The sequence below is a fragment of the Stenotrophomonas sp. CFBP8980 genome (assembly GCF_034046095.1).
Lineage (GTDB): Bacteria > Pseudomonadota > Gammaproteobacteria > Xanthomonadales > Xanthomonadaceae > Stenotrophomonas > Stenotrophomonas lacuserhaii.
Genome location: NZ_JAXCXF010000009.1, coordinates 1 through 16,948, shown reverse-complemented (window position 1 = coordinate 16,948; position 16,948 = coordinate 1). Strand labels below are relative to the sequence as shown.

The 16,948-nt window shown below is 68.1% G+C and carries 14 protein-coding genes; 4 read left to right on the top strand and 10 right to left on the bottom strand.

Features of this window, described 5'->3' with window-relative positions:
- Positions 1-141: 141 nt before the first annotated feature.
- The 8 genes from SOM47_RS16130 to pyrE form a co-directional block, all read right to left on the bottom strand.
- A complete protein-coding gene (locus tag SOM47_RS16130; RefSeq protein WP_042613336.1) occupies positions 142-858 on the bottom strand; it encodes a response regulator in 717 nt (238 codons plus the stop codon).
- The gene (locus SOM47_RS16125; protein WP_320506157.1) at positions 842-3,502 is read right to left on the bottom strand and encodes an ATP-binding protein; all 2,661 of its coding nucleotides are present in this window, start codon (positions 3,500-3,502) and stop codon (positions 842-844) included. The genes SOM47_RS16130 and SOM47_RS16125 overlap by 17 nt, the downstream gene beginning before the upstream one ends.
- A 36-nt stretch (positions 3,503-3,538) precedes the next feature.
- Complete coding sequence (kdpC, locus tag SOM47_RS16120) at positions 3,539-4,201, bottom strand: potassium-transporting ATPase subunit KdpC (RefSeq protein ID WP_320506156.1); 663 nt, start codon at positions 4,199-4,201, stop codon at positions 3,539-3,541.
- The gene (kdpB, locus tag SOM47_RS16115; RefSeq protein WP_320506155.1) at positions 4,198-6,246 is read right to left on the bottom strand and encodes a potassium-transporting ATPase subunit KdpB; all 2,049 of its coding nucleotides are present in this window, start codon (positions 6,244-6,246) and stop codon (positions 4,198-4,200) included. The genes kdpC and kdpB overlap by 4 nt, the downstream gene beginning before the upstream one ends.
- Before the next feature lie 10 nt (positions 6,247-6,256).
- The gene (gene kdpA, locus SOM47_RS16110; protein WP_320506154.1) at positions 6,257-7,957 is read right to left on the bottom strand and encodes a potassium-transporting ATPase subunit KdpA; all 1,701 of its coding nucleotides are present in this window, start codon (positions 7,955-7,957) and stop codon (positions 6,257-6,259) included.
- A gap of 12 nt (positions 7,958-7,969) precedes the next feature.
- Complete coding sequence (locus tag SOM47_RS16105; RefSeq protein WP_320506153.1) at positions 7,970-8,062, bottom strand: potassium-transporting ATPase subunit F; 93 nt, start codon at positions 8,060-8,062, stop codon at positions 7,970-7,972.
- A gap of 491 nt (positions 8,063-8,553) precedes the next feature.
- Positions 8,554-9,219: a hypothetical protein gene (locus SOM47_RS16100; protein ID WP_042615473.1), complete on the bottom strand. Its 666-nt coding sequence runs from the start codon at positions 9,217-9,219 to the stop codon at positions 8,554-8,556.
- A gap of 22 nt (positions 9,220-9,241) precedes the next feature.
- Positions 9,242-9,901: an orotate phosphoribosyltransferase gene (gene pyrE / locus SOM47_RS16095; RefSeq protein WP_042615474.1), complete on the bottom strand. Its 660-nt coding sequence runs from the start codon at positions 9,899-9,901 to the stop codon at positions 9,242-9,244.
- A gap of 131 nt (positions 9,902-10,032) precedes the next feature.
- Between pyrE and SOM47_RS16090 the strand changes: the two genes are divergently transcribed.
- From SOM47_RS16090 to SOM47_RS16080, 3 genes are all read left to right on the top strand, one after another.
- Entirely contained in the window at positions 10,033-10,833 is an 801-nt protein-coding gene (locus SOM47_RS16090) for an exodeoxyribonuclease III (protein WP_320506152.1), read from the top strand.
- Entirely contained in the window at positions 10,830-12,134 is a 1,305-nt protein-coding gene (locus SOM47_RS16085) for an AmpG family muropeptide MFS transporter (protein ID WP_042615476.1), read from the top strand. Before SOM47_RS16090 ends, SOM47_RS16085 begins: the two co-directional genes overlap by 4 nt.
- A gap of 76 nt (positions 12,135-12,210) precedes the next feature.
- Positions 12,211-12,438, top strand: a complete 228-nt coding sequence (locus tag SOM47_RS16080) for a hypothetical protein (RefSeq protein ID WP_042615477.1) — start codon at positions 12,211-12,213, stop codon at positions 12,436-12,438.
- Positions 12,439-12,653: 215 nt separating this feature from the next.
- Here the strand turns inward: SOM47_RS16080 and SOM47_RS16075 are convergent, their stop codons facing one another.
- Entirely contained in the window at positions 12,654-13,781 is a 1,128-nt protein-coding gene (locus tag SOM47_RS16075; protein ID WP_320506151.1) for an anhydro-N-acetylmuramic acid kinase, read from the bottom strand.
- Between the two features lie 73 nt (positions 13,782-13,854).
- Positions 13,855-15,321, bottom strand: a complete 1,467-nt coding sequence (locus SOM47_RS16070) for a M23 family metallopeptidase (protein ID WP_320506150.1) — start codon at positions 15,319-15,321, stop codon at positions 13,855-13,857.
- A 170-nt stretch (positions 15,322-15,491) separates the two neighbouring features.
- Between SOM47_RS16070 and tyrS the strand changes: the two genes are divergently transcribed.
- On the top strand, positions 15,492-16,703 hold the full coding sequence (tyrS, locus tag SOM47_RS16065; protein ID WP_192085247.1) for a tyrosine--tRNA ligase: 1,212 nt from the start codon (positions 15,492-15,494) through the stop codon (positions 16,701-16,703).
- Positions 16,704-16,948: the final 245 nt, after the last annotated feature.

Sequence of the window (16,948 nt, the reverse complement as noted above, 5' to 3'; positions counted from 1 at the left end):
GCGCCGACCCGGGGTCGGCGAGCGCAGCGGCCGCGCTGCGCGGAAGGATTCCGCCGAGCATGGCTCGGCGCTACCACGCCCGTTCCCCCTGCCGGCCCGTAGCATCGAAGACACCAACGCTCCACGCCGGCAAAAAAGATCTCATCCCTTGAACCGCAACCCCACGCCGGGCTCGGTGAACACATACCGCGACTCCAGCGCCGAATCGCCCAGCTTCTGCCGCAGCTTGCCCACCAGTATCCGCAGGTAGTGCGTATCGTGCTGGTGCGTCGGCCCCCAGATTTCCTTCAGGATCTGCGGCTGGGTCACCACCCGCCCGGCATTGACCAGCAGCAGCGACAGCAGCGCGTACTCCTTGCGCGTCAATGGCACCGCAACGCCATCCAGCATGACCACACGGTGCACCAGGTCGATCCGCAGGTGTCCGTCATCGAACACCGGCGGTTGGCCGTCCAGCGGCGCCGCACGCGTGCGCAGCAGCATCCGCACCCGCGCCATCAGCTCCTGCGTACCGAACGGCTTGGTCACGTAATCGTTGGCCCCTGCGTCCAGCGCACGCACCTTTTCGGCTTCGCCGGCGCGCACGGTCAGCATGATCACCGGCAGCTGGCTCCATTGGCGAAGTTCGGCCAATACCTGATGGCCTTCCATGTCCGGCAGGCCGATGTCCAGGATCACCAGGTCCACGCTCTCGCCCACCAGCCGCTCCAGTCCCTCCTGGCCGCTGGACGCCTGCAGCACCCGATAGCCCTGCGCACGCAGGCTGATGTCCAGGAACCGGCGTATCTGCGCTTCATCATCGATCACCAGCACGCAGGCAGGCGGGATCGACGGCGTGCTGTCAGGCGTCAGGGGCATCGGGGTGACCGGCAGGAGTGAGCAGGGGCAGGGTAATCCGTATCAGCGTACCGCGTCCGTCCTCGCCCGCCAGCGCCTGCACGCTGCCGCCATGGGCGCCGATCATGCCCTGGCAGATCGCCAGCCCCAGGCCGGTGCCGTGGCGGCCGCGGTCGCCGCGCTCCACGCTGTAGAACATGTCGAAGATGCGCGCGCGCTCGTCGGCTGGAATACCGGGCCCGCGGTCGAGCACGTCGATCACCAGCTCGTGCTCCTCAAGGCGCGCGCTGACGGTCACCGGCGCACCGGTCGGGGAGAACTTCGCGGCATTTTCAAGCACATTGAACAGGGCCTGCTCGACCAGCGCCGGATGCACCCAGATCGGTGCCAGCGAGGCCGGAATATCCAGCTGCAGCTTCACCTCCGGCTGGTACCGCTGCAGCCGGCGCGCGGCCGAGCCGACCAGTTCGTCCACCCCGATCCAGTCGCGGTTGATCTTCAGGCCGTCATGGCCGAGCCGGGTCATGTCCAGCAGGTTCTGGATGTAACGGTCCAGCCGTTCGCCTTCCAGCATGATGGTATCCAGCAGGGCGCGACGGTCCGCTGCATCCATCGCCTGGCCATAACTGGCCAGGCTGTCGGCCGAACCGATCATCGCCGCCAGCGGCGAGCGCAGGTCATGCGAGACCGATGACAGCAGCGCCGAGCGCAGCCGCTCGGTCTCGTTGCTGACATGCGCCTGCTCCAGTTCGGCCACCAGCCGGGTACGCAGTGCGGCCTGCGCGATGTCGTCGACCATCGCCATCGCCAGCTGGCGCTGCTCCGGCGCCAACCGGGCGAGTGCCGGCGGGAACTGCAGCGCCGCCACGCCGATGCAGCGGGCATCGCCGTCGAGCAGTGGCAGGCACCACCAGTGCGCCCCTGCCAGGGTATCGGTATAGCGGCCGCTGGGCTGGCCGTGGCGCTGCGACCAGTCCGCCGCGGCCAGGTCGGTATCGCCGGGCACGGCGCTGCCGCTGGCGGTCACGTCGTTGCCGATGCGCAGCCACGCCGGCGCATCCAGCGCCTGTTCCAGCGCCTGCCGCCCGGCGTCGGCGACCGCCTCGTTGCTGGCTGCACTGCTGAGCTGGCGGCCCAGCTGCTGGCGGGCGTTGGCATGCCGGTTGGACGCGCGCAGGGCGATCACCTGCGTGCGCAAGCGCGATGCCAGTCGGCCGGCCACCAGCGCTGCGGCCAGGAACAGGAAGACCGTGATCACGCCCTGCCGCGCGCTGATCGCAAAGGTGAAGCGTGGTGCGATGAACAGGAAGTTGTAAGCCAGGAAGCACAGGCCGGCGGCCAGCACTGCCGCGCTGGCGCGGGTACGTGCCGCCACCAGCACCACCGCCACGATGAACACCATCGACAGGTCGGCCATGCCGACCCAGCGCTCGGCAACCCAGGCCACCAGGCAGGCCAGGGTGCAGGCCACTACCGCCTGCGCCAGCTCGCGTGCACGGCCGGGCGCGTGCGTCAGCAGCCGATCACGGCGCGCCCGCGCGCGCGCGCGCGGCGTGCTGATGATGGTGATCTCGTAATGCGCGCCGTGCTGGATCAACTGCTGGGTCAGGGTGCGGTTGAGCATGCGCGCCAGCGGACGTTCGCGCGTGCGGCCCAGCACCAGCGTGGACACATTGTTGTGCGCGGCGTGGTCGAGCAGCGCGTCGGCCACGCTGGATCCCTGCAGCACTTCGGTATCGGCGCCAAGCCGTCGCGCCAGCGCGAAGGCGCTGTCGATCTCGCGCTGCGTCGCTTCATCGGCACGCCGGCGCTGCACGGTCACCACCGTCCAAGGCGCATCGCGGCGCTCGGCGATGCGTCGCGCCACGCGCACCAGGTACTCGCTCTGGGCGCCGCCGTCGATCGCCACCAGCACGCGCCGCCGCAGCGGCAGCGCACCTTCGCCGCCGGCCGCGCGGACTTCGCGCAGGCTGCTGTCCACGCGGTCGGCTGCCTCCTGCATGGCCAGCTCGCGCAGGGCGGTCAGGTTGGCGGTGGTGAAGTAGGACTGCAGCGCCTGCGATGCCTGTTCCGGGACATAGACCTTGCCCTGCTGCAGCCGCGCGATCAGTTCGCGTGGCGGCAGGTCGACCAGCACGATGTCGTGCAGGCGGTCCAGTACCCCATCCGGCACGGTCTCGCTGACCCGGATGCCGGTGATGCGCAGTACCACGTCGTTGAGGCTTTCCAGATGTTGGATGTTGACAGTGGTCCATACATCGATGCCCGCATCCAGCAGCTCCATCACATCCTGCCAGCGCCGTTCATGGCGGCTGCCCGGTGCATTGCGATGCGCCAGTTCGTCCACCAGCACCAGCGCGGGACGCCGCTGCACGATCGCATCCAGGTCCATTTCGTCCAGCAGCCGCTCGCGGTAGGCAACCTGCCTGCGTTCAACCAGCGGCAGGCCCTGCAACAGGGCCTCGGTGTCGGCACGGCCGTGGGTTTCGACCACCCCCACGACCAGGTCCACGCCACGGCGCAGCTGCTCCTGCGCGCGCGTGAGCATGCTGTAGGTCTTGCCGACGCCGGGGGCGGCGCCGAGGAAGACGGTCAGGCGCCCGCCGGCATCACGCTGCAGGCCTTCGATGAGGGCGTCGGCCTGGCGGCTGCGGGTATCGGTCATGCCGGCGATTGTGCGCCAGCCCAGGCACGCATGGCATCAACGTGCATGCGCGGCGGACTCCAACGCCCGGTTGAGCTGCATCACGTTGACCCGCGGCTGGCCGAACACCCCCCACTGCGGACCCTCGACATGCGCCTGCACGATGGCCTGCAACTCGGCTTCGGAAAGCCCCCGCGCCTGCGCCACGCGGCGCACCTGCACCTGCACGGCGGCCGGTGACAGATGGGGATCCAGGCCGCTGCCGGACTGCGTCACCAGGTCGGCGGGAACCTGCGCGGGCGCGATGCCTTCGCGCAGCGCGACGGCCGCGGTGGCATCGGCCACGCGCGTTGCCAGCGCCGGATTGCTGCGCGCCATGTTGGAGCCTGCCGCAGCCATCGGATCATGGCCAGCAGCGGATGGCCGCGGCTGGAACCAGCCGTCACCGGTGAACGGCTGGGCAAGCAGGGCCGAGCCGCGCACGCGGCCATCGGCATCCACGATCAGGCTGCCGTCCGACTGCACGGGGAAGGCAAGCCGCGCCAGCCCGGTACCGGCGGCCGCGTACAGCGCGCCAGCCAGCAGCAGGCTTCCTACGCCGAGCACGATCGCCGGACGCCAGCTGGCGGTGTGTTGCAGGCGGGCCTTGTCTTCGGCAGCCGCGCGCGAGGCCCGCGGCGCAATGGGCGGGGATACGGAAGGGGTCGTTGAAGTGTTCATGCAGCAGATACCGTCATCAGCAGGAAGTCGATGGCCTTGATCGCCACGAACGGCAGCAGCACGCCGCCGAGCCCGTACACCAGCATGTTCCGCCGCAGCAGGGTGGTTGCCGTGGCGGGACGGAAGCGCACACCGCGCAGTGCCAGCGGGATCAGCGCCGGGATCACCAGGGCATTGAAGATCAGCGCGGCCAGCACCGCATTGCGCGGACTGGACAGGCCCATCACGTTCAACGTGGCCATCCCCGGCACGGTGGCGGCGAACAGCGCCGGCAGGATCGCGAAGTACTTGGACACGTCGTTGGCCAGCGAGAAGGTGGTCAGCGCGCCGCGGGTGATCAGCTGCTGTTTGCCCACTTCCACCACGGCCAGCAGCTTGGCCGGATCCGAATCCAGGTCGACCATGTTGCCGGCCTCCTTCGCGGCCTGGGTGCCGGAGTTCATCGCCAGGCCGATATCGGCCTGGGCCAGCGCCGGCGCGTCGTTGGTGCCGTCGCCGACCATCGCTACCAGCCGGCCACCGGCCTGTTCCTGGCGGATGCGTGCCAGCTTGTCTTCCGGCCGCGCTTCGGCGATGTAATCGTCCACGCCGGCCTCGGCCGCGATCGCCGCAGCGGTGAGCGGGTTGTCGCCGGTGATCATCACCGTGCGGATGCCCATCGCGCGCAGCTGGGCGAATTTTTCCCGCATGCCGTGCTTGACCACATCGGACAGTTCCACCACGCCCAGTACGTGGCGACCTTCCGCCACCACCAGCGGCGTGGCGCCATTGCGCGCCACCTGCTCCACGCGCCCGGTCAGCTCGGCCGGAACCTCCCCGCCGAGGGACTGCACGTGTGCGCGGATCGCATCGGCGGCGCCCTTGCGGATGCTGCGGCCGCCTGCCAGGTCGACCCCGGACATGCGGGTCTGCGCGCTGAAGGCGATGTAGTGCGCATGCTCGGGCTCGGCGCTGCGGCAGCCCTGCTCGCGGCCCAGGCGCACGATCGATTTGCCTTCCGGTGTCGGGTCGGCCAGCGAGGAAAGCAGCGCCGCGTCGCGCAGCCGCGCCACGTCCACCCCGGCCAGTGCATGCAATGCGGTGGCCTGGCGGTCGCCGTGGGTGATGGTGCCGGTCTTGTCCAGCAGCAGCACGTCGATGTCACCGGCAACCTCGACCGCCTTGCCGGACTTGGCCAGCACATTGGCCGCCAAGGCACGGTTCATGCCGGCGATGCCGATGGCCGGCAGCAGGCCGCCGATGGTGGTGGGGATCAGGCAGACGAGCAGGGCGATCAGCAGCAGGGGATCGACGCTGACACCGACCGAAGCGCCGATCGCCGGCAGCGTGGCCACCACCACCAGGAAGGTCAGCGTCATCGCCGCGAGCAGCAGGGTCAACGCCACCTCGTTCGGCGTCTTCTGCCGGTTGGCGCCTTCCACCAAGGCGATCATCCGGTCCAGGAAGCTGTGCCCGGGCTCGGCGGTCACCCGCACCACGATCTGGTCGGACAGTACCTTGGTGCCGCCGATCACGCCGGATCGGTCGGTGCCGGCTTCACGCAGCACCGGCGCCGATTCACCGGTCACCGCCGCTTCGTTGATGGTGGCCAGGCCCTGCACGATCTCGCCGTCGGCGGGCACCAGCTCGCCCTCGCCGACCAGCACGTGGTCACCTGGCCGCAGATCGGCTGCGGCCACCTGTTCCTGCGCTGCGCCGGGATGCGCGGACTGCAGGCGACGCGCCACCAGGTCCTGGCGGGCACGTCGCAGCGAGGCGGCCTGGCCGCGGCCGCGGGCTTCAGCCACGGCCTCGGCGAAGTTGCCGAACAACACGGTCAGCAGCAGGATCGCGCTGACCGCCAGGCCGAACCCCATCGGCGCATTGCCGCTCAGGGTGACCACCAGTGCGAGCACGGTACCGGCCATCACCACGGCCATCACCGGGCTGCGCAGCAGGTGCAGTGGCGAGAGCTTGCGGAAGGAATCACGCAGCGCACGGCGGAAGCCGGCGCCATCGAGCAGCACCGGACGGCGCGGCAGCGGGGAAGACGCAACAGTATTCATGGGGAGTGCCTCAATGCAGGCCAAGGCTGAGGTGGTCGGCCACCGGGCCAAGCACCAGAACCGGCAGGAACTGCAGGACGGTCAGGATGACGATCACGCTGAGCAGGGTCAGGGCGAAGGTGGGCGTTTCGATCTGCAGCGTGCCCGGCGATTCCGGCGCGCGGCGCTTTGCCGCAAGCTGCGCGGCGATGACCAGCGGCACCACCAGCAGCGGGAAGCGCCCCAGCAGCAGCACCAGGGAACAGGTCAGGTTCCACCAAGCCGTGTTGTCGCCCAGCCCTTCAAAGCCGGAGCCGTTGTTGGCATACGCCGATGCGTATTCGTAGAAGACCTGGCTGATGCCGTGGAAGCCCGGGTTGGAGGTGCCCGAACGGCCCGGCACCGCCAGCGTGATCGCGGTGAAAGTGAGCAGGGTGATCGGCTGCAGCAGCACCAGCAGCGCCAGCAGGCGCACCTGCGGGGTTTCCAGCTTGCGTCCCATCAATTCCGGCGTGCGCCCGGTCATCAGCCCGGCCAGGAACACGCCCAGCAGCAGGTAGACGATGAACTGCTGCAGCCCGCAGCCGATGCCGCCCCAGATGGCGCTGACCAGCATGTTGACCAGTGACACGGCGCTGGCCATCGGGCTCATCGAATCGAGCATGCCGTTGACCGAACCGTTGGACACCTGGGTGGTCACGGCCGCCCACAGTGCGGTGGCGTCACCGCCCAGGCGGACTTCCTTGCCTTCCATCAACAAGGCGCTGGCTGCCGTGGGCGAATGGCCTTCCAGCCACACGGTGGCCGCGATAGACACCGCCGACATGCTGGCCATGCAGCCCAGCACCAGCCAGCCGAAGCGGCGGCGGCCGGTGAACGCGCCGATCATGAAGATGATCGCAATCGGGATCAGCAGGATGCCGACCAGCTCAAGCGCATTCGACAACGGCGTGGGGTTCTCCAGCGGGAACGCACTGTTGGGGCCATACCAGCCACCGCCGTTCGCGCCGAGCTGCTTGGCCGCCACCATCGCGGCAACCGGGCCGAGCGGTATCTTCTGTTCCTGCAGGCCTGTCGACACATCCATCGGCGCGGCCTGCGGGCCCCCGGCGAAGGTGGACGGCACGCCTTGGCTGGCCAGCAGCACGGTCCACAGCAGGCACAGTGGCAGCATGAAGCGCACGCACAGGCGCAGCACGTCGGCGTGGTAGTTGCCTACGTCGATGCGGCGGTCACCATCGGCGATTACGTCCTGACGCGGCGGCGCGAACAGGGCGCGCAGGGTGGCCACGGCCAGGGCGAGACCCATCATCGGGGTCACCACCTGCAGGCCGGTGATGCCGGTCATCTGCGAGAGGTAGGAAAGCTGCGCCTGCCCGGAATAGTGCTGCTGGTTGGTGTTGGTCAGGAAGGACACCATGGTGTGCAGCGCAGTGTCCCAACGCAGGTTGGCGATGCCATCCGGATTCAGCGGCAGCCACGCCTGGGTCATGAACACCGCCATCGTCAGCAGCGCGATGACCACGTTGCTGAGCACGAACGCGCCGACGTAGCCGCGCCAGGACATGCCACGCGCGGGATCCACGCCGAGCAGGCGGTAAAGCGGTTTTTCAATCCAGTGGAACAACGGGTCGATGCGCATCGGCGCGCCGCGCATCACCCGGGCCAGGTACAGGCCGAGCGGCCAGGCCAGCAACACGCTGGTGGCGAGCAGAATGAGGATTCCGGTCATGTACGTGGCCCGTCAGAAGGCTTCGGGCCGCAGCACGGCGTAGACCAGGTAGGCGGCGGCGACCAGCACCAGTACGCCACACAGCAGGGCGAGCCAGCCGGGCATGCTCAGCACCCCGCCCGGGAAGAAAGGCCACAACGCGACAGACAAGACATGACGGTGATCGTCCTGGTGGAACCGCTCCACCTCAGGCCGTCATGGTCCGCCTGGGCCGCGTAAAGCTTCCATTTCTCCGTGCCTGCGGGGGCATAAAATCAGCGTAAACACCGCCGCGAACGGCGGAGCCCCTCGTGGCGGGTCGCGTAGAGCCGGATTTCTGGTTTGGCACGGGCGGGAGGGGTTGGTGGGGGACGGCAGAAGCCGCTCCTGCGGGCCTCGTTTCGCGCCATCCTTGGCGCTCAACGCCCCCACCAACCCCTCCCGCCCGGCCCTGACAGTCCGCGCGCGCGTCGCGCCACGTAACAAGAAAAAGAGAAGCGGTAGCGCCGACCCATGGTCGGCGGAATCCATCAGACACCGCTATGAAGAGCCGCCGACCATGGGTCGGCGCTACCGATGGCCTCGTTGGCGCGTCGGGGTGAGACGATGGCGTGCCCTCACGCCTCCGGCGTAACACCTTTCAGCAGGCGGAAACGCTGCACGGTTTCTTCGATCTCCGCGTCCAGTTCGACGCGCTGGCGCTCGAACGTGGCCTGCATGCGCTGCTGCGCCAGCAGTTCGCCGTGGCGCTTGCGGATGGTGGCCGCAGGCTTCTCGCCCACCGGACGCCCGGCCAGTTCGTTGTCACCGGCACCGGCCAGGGCGGTGAACAACGCATCGCGCAGGCTGGCCACGTTGTAGCGCGCGGTGTTGATGTTGTTGTCGAGGATGCCGACGCGCTCGGAGAACACCCGCCGCAGGTCCGCCTCGTTGCTGTAGGTGGACAGCATCGCCTGTTCGGTCCGCTGGCGGGTCTGCAGGGCCATTTCATCCAGCCGCGCCTGCGCCTCGGCCGCGGCCGCATCGGCGCGCTCGTCTTCGTTGAGCGCGCGCTGCACCTGGCCGCTGCGCAGCCCGCTGCGTGCGTTGAATTCCTCCCGCGCGTTGTTGACCGCGTCCGCAGGCAAGGCATCGCTGCAGATGCGCTCGCTGCCCTCGTTCCAGCAATACAGTTTCTTCGCCTGCGCCTCGGCACTTCCGGCCGGACGCTTGGACTGCTGCGCTCCGGCCACGCACGGCGCGGCCAGCAGCAGAGCGGCGATGATGGACAGATTCCTCAACATGGCGACCACCCCCTTGGGTCGTTCAGTGCGTCGGACGGCTGCCATATCGGGACCGATAGTCCGCCAGCGGCTGCCGGTAGCCGACAAGTTCCGGGTTTCCGGAAGCGAAATCAAGCAGGTCGGCCATCGTCGCCACGGCAATCACCGGAATGCCGGCTTCCTCGGCCACGGCCTGGGCGGCCGAGCGCGGATCGGTTTCCGAGGCGATCTCCTGGCGGTCCAGGGCCACCACGATGCCGGCCGGAATACCGCCAGCGGCACGGATGATGGCCATTGCCTCGCGGATCGCGGTGCCGGCGGTGATGACGTCATCGACAATCAGCACGCGCTTGCCGGTCATGTCCGCGCCGATCAGCTGGCCGCCTTCGCCGTGGTCCTTCACTTCCTTGCGGTTGAACGACAGCGGCAGGTCGCGGCCGCGCTGGGCCAGTTCGCAGGCCATCGCGGTGGCCAGCGGGATGCCCTTGTAGGCCGGGCCGAACACCACGTCGTACTTGAGGCCGGCATCGTCGATGGCATCGGCGTAGCACAGGGCCAGCTGGGCCATCTTCGACCCGGAGTCGAAGCGGCCTGCATTGAAGAAATAGGGGCTCAGCCGGCCGGACTTCAGCGTGAACTGGCCAAAACGCAGGGCGTCGGCGCTCAGGGCCAACTGCAGGAAACGGTGACGATGGTCGCTCATCTGACTCAATCTATCTTCATCTTGGAATGTAAAGCCTACTAGAAGGCGGGCCCGGCGTCCTTCCACGGTCGGCGCTTCGGCGCTGAACCGGTATGCTGGGCCGGTTTCCTCTGACACCCTGAATCGACCGCATGCGCATCATCAGCTTCAACGCCAACGGCATCCGCTCGGCTGCCAGCAAGGGCTTCCTGGCATGGTTCCGCGCCCAGGACGCCGACGTCCTGTGCCTGCAGGAAACCAAGGCGCAGGAGGCCCAGCTGTCCGATCCGATGTTCCGCCCCGACGGCCACCACTGCTTCTACCGCGATGCCAGCACCAAGAAGGGCTATAGCGGGGTTGCGATCTACAGCAAGCGTGAGCCGGACCAGGTCATCACCTCGCTGGGGTGGGCGCCGTTCGATGAAGAAGGTCGCTATATCGAAGCGCGCTTCGGCAACCTCAGCGTGGTCTCCTTCTATATACCCTCAGGCAGTTCCGGCGACCTGCGCCAGGGCTTCAAGTTCGAGGTGATGGAATGGCTGCGGCCGATCCTCGACCAGTGGCTGCACAGCGGCCGCGACTACGTGCTGTGCGGTGACTGGAACATCGTCCGCTCCGCGCTGGACATCCGCAACTGGAAGTCCAACCAGAAGAACTCCGGCTGCCTGCCGGAAGAGCGCGACTGGCTGAACGCCTTGTGCGCCGACCACGGCCAGGCGACCGACCTGGCCGCCGGCCGCGGCTGGGCCGATGCCTACCGTCTGCTGCACCCCACCGGCGAGGACTACACCTGGTGGAGCAACCGCGGCGCGGCACGCGCCAACAACGTCGGTTGGCGCATCGACTACCAGTTCGTCAGCCCGGGCCTGCGTGATCGCCTGCGCGGCTGCTCGATCTACCGCGACGAACGCTTCTCCGACCACGCCCCGTTCTGCGTGGATTACGCGCCGTGACCGGCACCGCCGCGCCGGTGTCCTACAAGGGCTGGGCCGGCATCAAGCGGGCCTTCGGCACGCCGTCGGCGCTGACCATGGCCCTGCTCGGATTCGGCAGTGGCCTGCCGTTCCTGCTGATCGCCTCGCAGACCCTGTCCACGCGCCTGCGCGACGTCGGCCTGGACCTGGGCAGCATCGGCCTGATCAGCCTGGCCAGCTTTTTCTACCTGCTGAAGTTCCTGTGGGCGCCGGTGCTGGACCGCTATGCGTTGCCGCTGCTGGCCTTCATGGGCCGGCGCCGATCGTGGCTGCTCGCCTCGCAGGTGCTGGTACTGGGCGGGCTGGTCGCGCTGGCCTTCGTGCGGCCGGAACAAGGCGTCGGGCCGCTGGTCTTCTGGGTGCTGGTGGCTTCCTTCGCCGGGGCCACCCAGGACTCGGTGGTCGATGCCTACCGCATCGAGATCGCCCCGGATGCCTCGCAGGCCGCGCTGGCCGCCACCTACACGCTGGGCTACCGCATCGGCCTGATCCTGGCCGGCGCCGGTGCCCTGTACCTGGCGCAGTTCGAAGGCTGGATCGTCGCCTACCTGGCGATGGCCTCGTTGATGCTGCTGCCGATCCTCACCACCCTGTTCTGCCGGGAACCGGCGCGCCCGGAGGCCGCCGTACAGCGCCGCATCGACGTGGCCGAAGCGTTCGTCCAGCCGATCGCCAGTTTCTTCACCCGCAACGGCGTGGCACTGGCCATCGGCCTGCTGGCCTTCGTCGGCCTGTTCAAGTTCCCGGACCAGGTGATCGGGGTGATGGCCGGTCCGTTCTATCTCGATTCGGGCTTCGACAAGGCCGACATCGCCACCGTCTCCAAGCTGTTCGGGGTCTGGATGGGCATCGGCGGCGCCTTCCTCGGCGGTATCGCGGTGGCTGCGTTCGGTTTCCGCCGCATGCTGCTGGTGGCAGCGCTGGGCGTGGCGCTGTCCAACCTGGCATTCCTGCTGATGGCCCACAATCCCGGCCAGCTGTGGGCGTTCTACGCTGCGCTCAGCGCCGACAACCTGTTCCAGGGTTTTGCCGGCACCGTGCTTGTGGCCTTCATGTCCTCGCTGACCGACCGCAACTTCACCGCCACCCAATACGCCCTGCTGGTATCGCTGGCCAACCTGCCGGGCAAGTTCGTCGGCGGGGTATCGGGCTACATCGTCGAAGCCACGTCCTACAGCACGTTCTTCCTGCTCAGCGCGGTCACCGTGGTGCCGACCCTGCTGCTGCTGGCCTGGCTGTGGCCGCGCCTCTCAGACCGCAGCGCCCCCGCTGCTGGTTGATTGCCTGCGCGGGCGTGGTGCGGGATGATCGCCTGTCGGTACCGTGGGGGCGGTGCCCTGGAATGGGGAAACAAGCATGGCGGACCTGCTGCTGCAGGAAATAGACCCGATGATCCTGGACCGGATAGCCCGGCTGGCGGTCGCGCGCGGCTGGACGCAGGCCCAGACCTGCGTGGCGGTGTTGGAGCAGGGGTTGTTTTCCACCGAACTGGAAGTGCGCAGTGGCTTCGCCGATCCCGAAGTGGATGCGCTGGCCGACGCCATTGCGGCGCTGCAGGCGCTGCCCGCCGGCCACGGCTTCTAGCCGCAGGTCCACGTCGAACGGCGCTACCAATCCCCGCAGATCCCCGCAGCGTGTCGGGTGGAAGGAGCCCCTGAGTCAGGGGCGGCCGCGAAGCGGCGGGGTGTGGGTGATGGTGAGACGGGGCCCACGGTCTGCACCGCCAAGCGTGGGAGCGACACCGCGAATGCGATGGCGTGTACCCCACTACGAGGGGCGCCGTCGTTCGCTGGCGCCGCTCAGCCCGGATGGATCGCCCCCAGCACCCGCGGCCCTGCCGCGCCGGTGACGCTGGGCAGGTTGCCAGCCAGGCCATCCAGCGTGCGCTGGGCCAGCCAGGCAAAGCCAAGCGCCTCCAGATAATCCGGATCCAGCCCATGCCGCGCGCTGGATTCCACCACCACGCCGGGCAGGCGGGCCGCCAGTCGTTGCATGAGGTGGCCATTGCGCACGCCGCCGCCGCACACCAGCACCCGGCCGGCGCCGGGCAGGTCGCGCAGCAGGGCATCTGCCACGGTGACTGCGGTGAGCTCCAGCAGGGTGGCCTGCACATCGGCAGCCACGTGCTGGCCGTCGCCGATCTGTTGCTGCACCCAGGCCAGGTGGAACTGCTCGCGCCCGGTGCTCTTCGGCGGTGGGAGGGCGAACCACGGGTCCGCGCGCCAGCGTGCCAGAAGGCCCTCGTCCACCACGCCGCTGGCCGCGAACGCGCCATCGGCATCGTACGCATGGCCGGTATGGCGCTCGCACCAGGCATCGAGCAAGGCATTGGCCGGGCCGGTGTCGAAACCCAGCAGCGTCCCCACGCGCGGGATCAGGGTCAGGTTGGCGATGCCGCCGAGGTTGAGCACCGCGCGGTCTTCGTCGGCAGTGCCCAGCATCGCCAGGTGGAAGGCCGGCATCAGCGGCGCGCCCTGTCCGCCGGCGGCGACGTCGCGGCGTCGGAAATCAGCCACCGTGGTGATCCCCGTGCGCTCGGCGATGCGGTTGGCATCGCCCAATTGCAGGGTGAAGGCCGGCGACGCCGACGGTCGATGGCGGACGGTCTGCCCGTGCGAACCGATCGCCTTGACCTGCGCCGCCTCCACGCCACTGTGCTGCAGCAGCGCCACTGCCGCGGCCGCAAAGGCCAGGCCGATGCGCGCATCGACATCGCCCAGCTCATCCAGCGAGGCCAGCTCGCCGCCCTGGCCCAGCGCCACCAACCGCTCGCGCAGCAGCGGATCCCACGGCAGGGTCAGGCCCTCGACGAAGCGACAGCCGCCTTCGGGGGGGAACTGCGCCAGTGCCGCATCAATGCCATCGGCGCTGGTGCCGGACATCAGCCCCAGATACAGCGGCAGGGCGGGGTCGAACGAAGCAGCCATGGGACCTCCACAAACAACAAGGGCGCCAGCTTGGGCGCCCTGTCGATGCTCGTCAATGCGATGGAACCGCGCCTCAGCCGCGCTTGCTGCCGGTGTTGCCGCGCGCGGTGCTGGCCACTTCGGTGGCGGCATCAGCCGGCTTCGGCGCCGGGCTGGCGTCGGCATAGATCATCTTCTCCATGCCCTGGATGCGCGCCATCGCCGGCGAAGTCTGCGCACGGAAGGCAACCAGCTCGGCACCCTTCAGCGGTTCCGGCGGCGGCATGGTCACGCTGAGCGGATTGCGGTGCTCGCCGTTGACGCGGAATTCGTAGTGCAGGTGCGGGCCGGTGGCCAGGCCGGTGGAGCCGACGTAGCCGATCACAGTACCCTGCGCCACGCGCTGGCCAGTCCGGATCTTTCCGAAGCGCGACATGTGCCCGTACAGCGTGGTGTGGCCGCGCCCATGGTCCAGGATCACCACGTTGCCGTAGCCACGCTGGGTGCCGGCGAACTGCACGCGCGCATCACCGGCGGCCATGATCGGAGTGCCGGTGCGCGCGGCGTAGTCCACGCCCTTGTGCATGCGCATCTTGCCCAGCACCGGGTGGCGGCGCGCGCCGAAAGTGGAACTCAGCCGCGCGAACTGGATCGGCATGCGGATGAAGCTTTTCTTCAGCGGGCGGCCATCCAAGTCGAAGTACTCGGCCTTGCCGTTGCGGTCGAAGCGGAAACCGGAGTACGTCTTGCCACCGCTGGTGAAGGTCGCGGCGAGGATCTTGCTGGTGTCGACCCGCTCGCCCTCGCGCCAGGTTTCGTCCATGACCACGCTGAAGCGGTCGCCCGGCTGCAGGTCCTTGGAGAAGTCGATGTCGTACTTGAAGATCTCGTCGGTCATCGTGGCGATCGCCGAAGGCGACAGGCCGGCCTTTCGCGCGGCGGCATACAGCGAGCTGGTGATCTCCCCGCTGGTCACCACGGTGCGGGTGCTGGTCTCGCGCTTGGTGACGGTTTCCTTGATGCTGTCGCCGGCCAGCGCCAGCTCCACCCGGTGGGTGTCGTCGCGGTTGAAGCGGATGCTGCGCAGCTCACCGGACAGCGGCATGTCGAAGGCGATCTCGGTACCCGGGCGCAGCTTCACCAGCGCATCGCGGGTGCCCGGATGGTCCAGCACGCGGTGCAGGGTGGTCGCCGGGATCCCGGCTTCGTCGAACAGGTCGCTCAGGGTCTGGCCGCGCTGTACGCGCAGCACCTGCCAGCTGTCGCCGGGCGTGGCCTGCTGGCGACCATGCGCCAGCGGCGGCAATGGCAGCGCCAGGCTGGTGTGGGCGTTGGGGTAGGGGGTTTCGATGGTGCTGGAGAAGCCGGGCACGATGGTCGCCACCAGCATGCCGATGGTCGCGAACAGACTGGCGTGCACCCAGTGGCGACGGGTCCAGCGTTCGTTGAAGGCAGCGGGGAGATGTTGCCTGAGCTTCCGGTGCAGGGCGTTGTCGTGCAGGACGTGGAGCCGTTCCTTGAAGCGCTGTTTGCGCGCGCGGCCGTGATCGGAATTGAGCATCAGAGGTGTTTTCCTGGCTGGCCCGGGAGCACGGGCTGGATCGCCGGTTACCATAGACACCTATGAAAACCGCGTCAAACCCTTGTGCCTATTGGCTTTTGTGAAGCCGATACGGTTAACTTGCTCTTAACACCCCACAAGAAGAAACGGCGTTGCCGGGAGTAGTGAACGTGTCCTCCATCGATGAAGCCCTTGCCCTGATCAGCCGCGGTACCGACGAGATCCTCAAGGTCGATGACCTGCGCGCCCGCCTGGAAAGCGGAAAGCCCCTGCGGATCAAGGCCGGCTTCGACCCCACGGCGCCGGACCTGCACCTGGGCCACACGGTGCTGCTGAACAAGCTGCGTCAGTTCCAGGACCTTGGCCACCAGGTGATCTTCCTGATCGGCGATTTCACCGGGATGATCGGTGACCCCTCCGGCAAGAGCCTCACCCGCAAGCCACTCAGCCGCGACGACGTGCTGGCCAACGCACGCACCTACGAAGAGCAGGTGTTCAAGGTGCTGGACCGCGAGAAGACCGAAGTACGCTTCAATTCGGAGTGGTTCGGCAAGATGGGTGCGGCGGACATGATCCGCCTGGCCGGCCAGCACACCGTGGCACGCATGCTCGAACGCGATGACTTCGCCAAGCGCTATGCCGCCCAGCAGTCGATCGCCATCCATGAGTTCCTGTACCCGCTGGTGCAGGGCTATGACTCGGTCGCCCTGGAAGCGGACGTGGAACTGGGCGGCACCGACCAGAAGTTCAACCTGCTCATGGGCCGGGGCCTGCAGGAGCACCACGGGCAGAAGCCGCAGGTGGTGCTGACCATGCCGCTGCTGGAGGGCCTGGACGGCGTCAACAAGATGTCCAAGTCGCTGCACAACTATATAGGTGTGAGCGAACCGGCCATCGACATCGTCACCAAGACCATGAAGGTGGACGACACCCTGATGTGGCGCTGGATCGAGCTGCTGTCCTTTGACATCAGCCAGGCCGAGGCGCTGGCCCTGCGTGACCAGGTGGCGGCTGGCGGACTCAACCCGCGCGAAGTGAAGCTGCGGCTGGCCCGCGAACTGGCCACCCGCTTCCATGATGCCGCCGCTGCCGAACAGGCCGTGGCCGGCTGGAATGCCGCGGTAACCGGTCAGGGCGACATCACCCAGTTGCCGTTGCAGGACGTGGTGGTGCCGGCCGAAGGCCTGCGGATCGCGGCGCTGCTGACCGCAGCGGGCCTGACACCGAGCAACTCCGAAGCCAATCGCAAGCTCAAGGAGCGTGCGGTGAAGGTGGACGGGGAGGTCGTGGAAGACGGTCAGCAGCAGTTGCAGCCGGGCTTTGAAGGCCTGTTGCAGGTGGGCAAGCGCACCTTCGCCCGCGTCCGCCTGCTGGCTGGCTGAGGCCGCAGTGGCTGCCTGATCGCCGCCATGCATGAACAAATGCATGGCGGCGTGAAATAAATGCTCACACCCCCTTCCCAAAGGGCGGGGAAAGGCACATACTTCACCTCCCCCGTCGCAGGGGTCGCCATCAAGGGGCTTGAGCGACAGAGGAAACGCCACCACCGCCGAACGATTCAATCGAACGAAGGTGTTGACGGACTGAAAAAGTCCGGCATAATAGGCGGCTCGCAACGACGAAACGC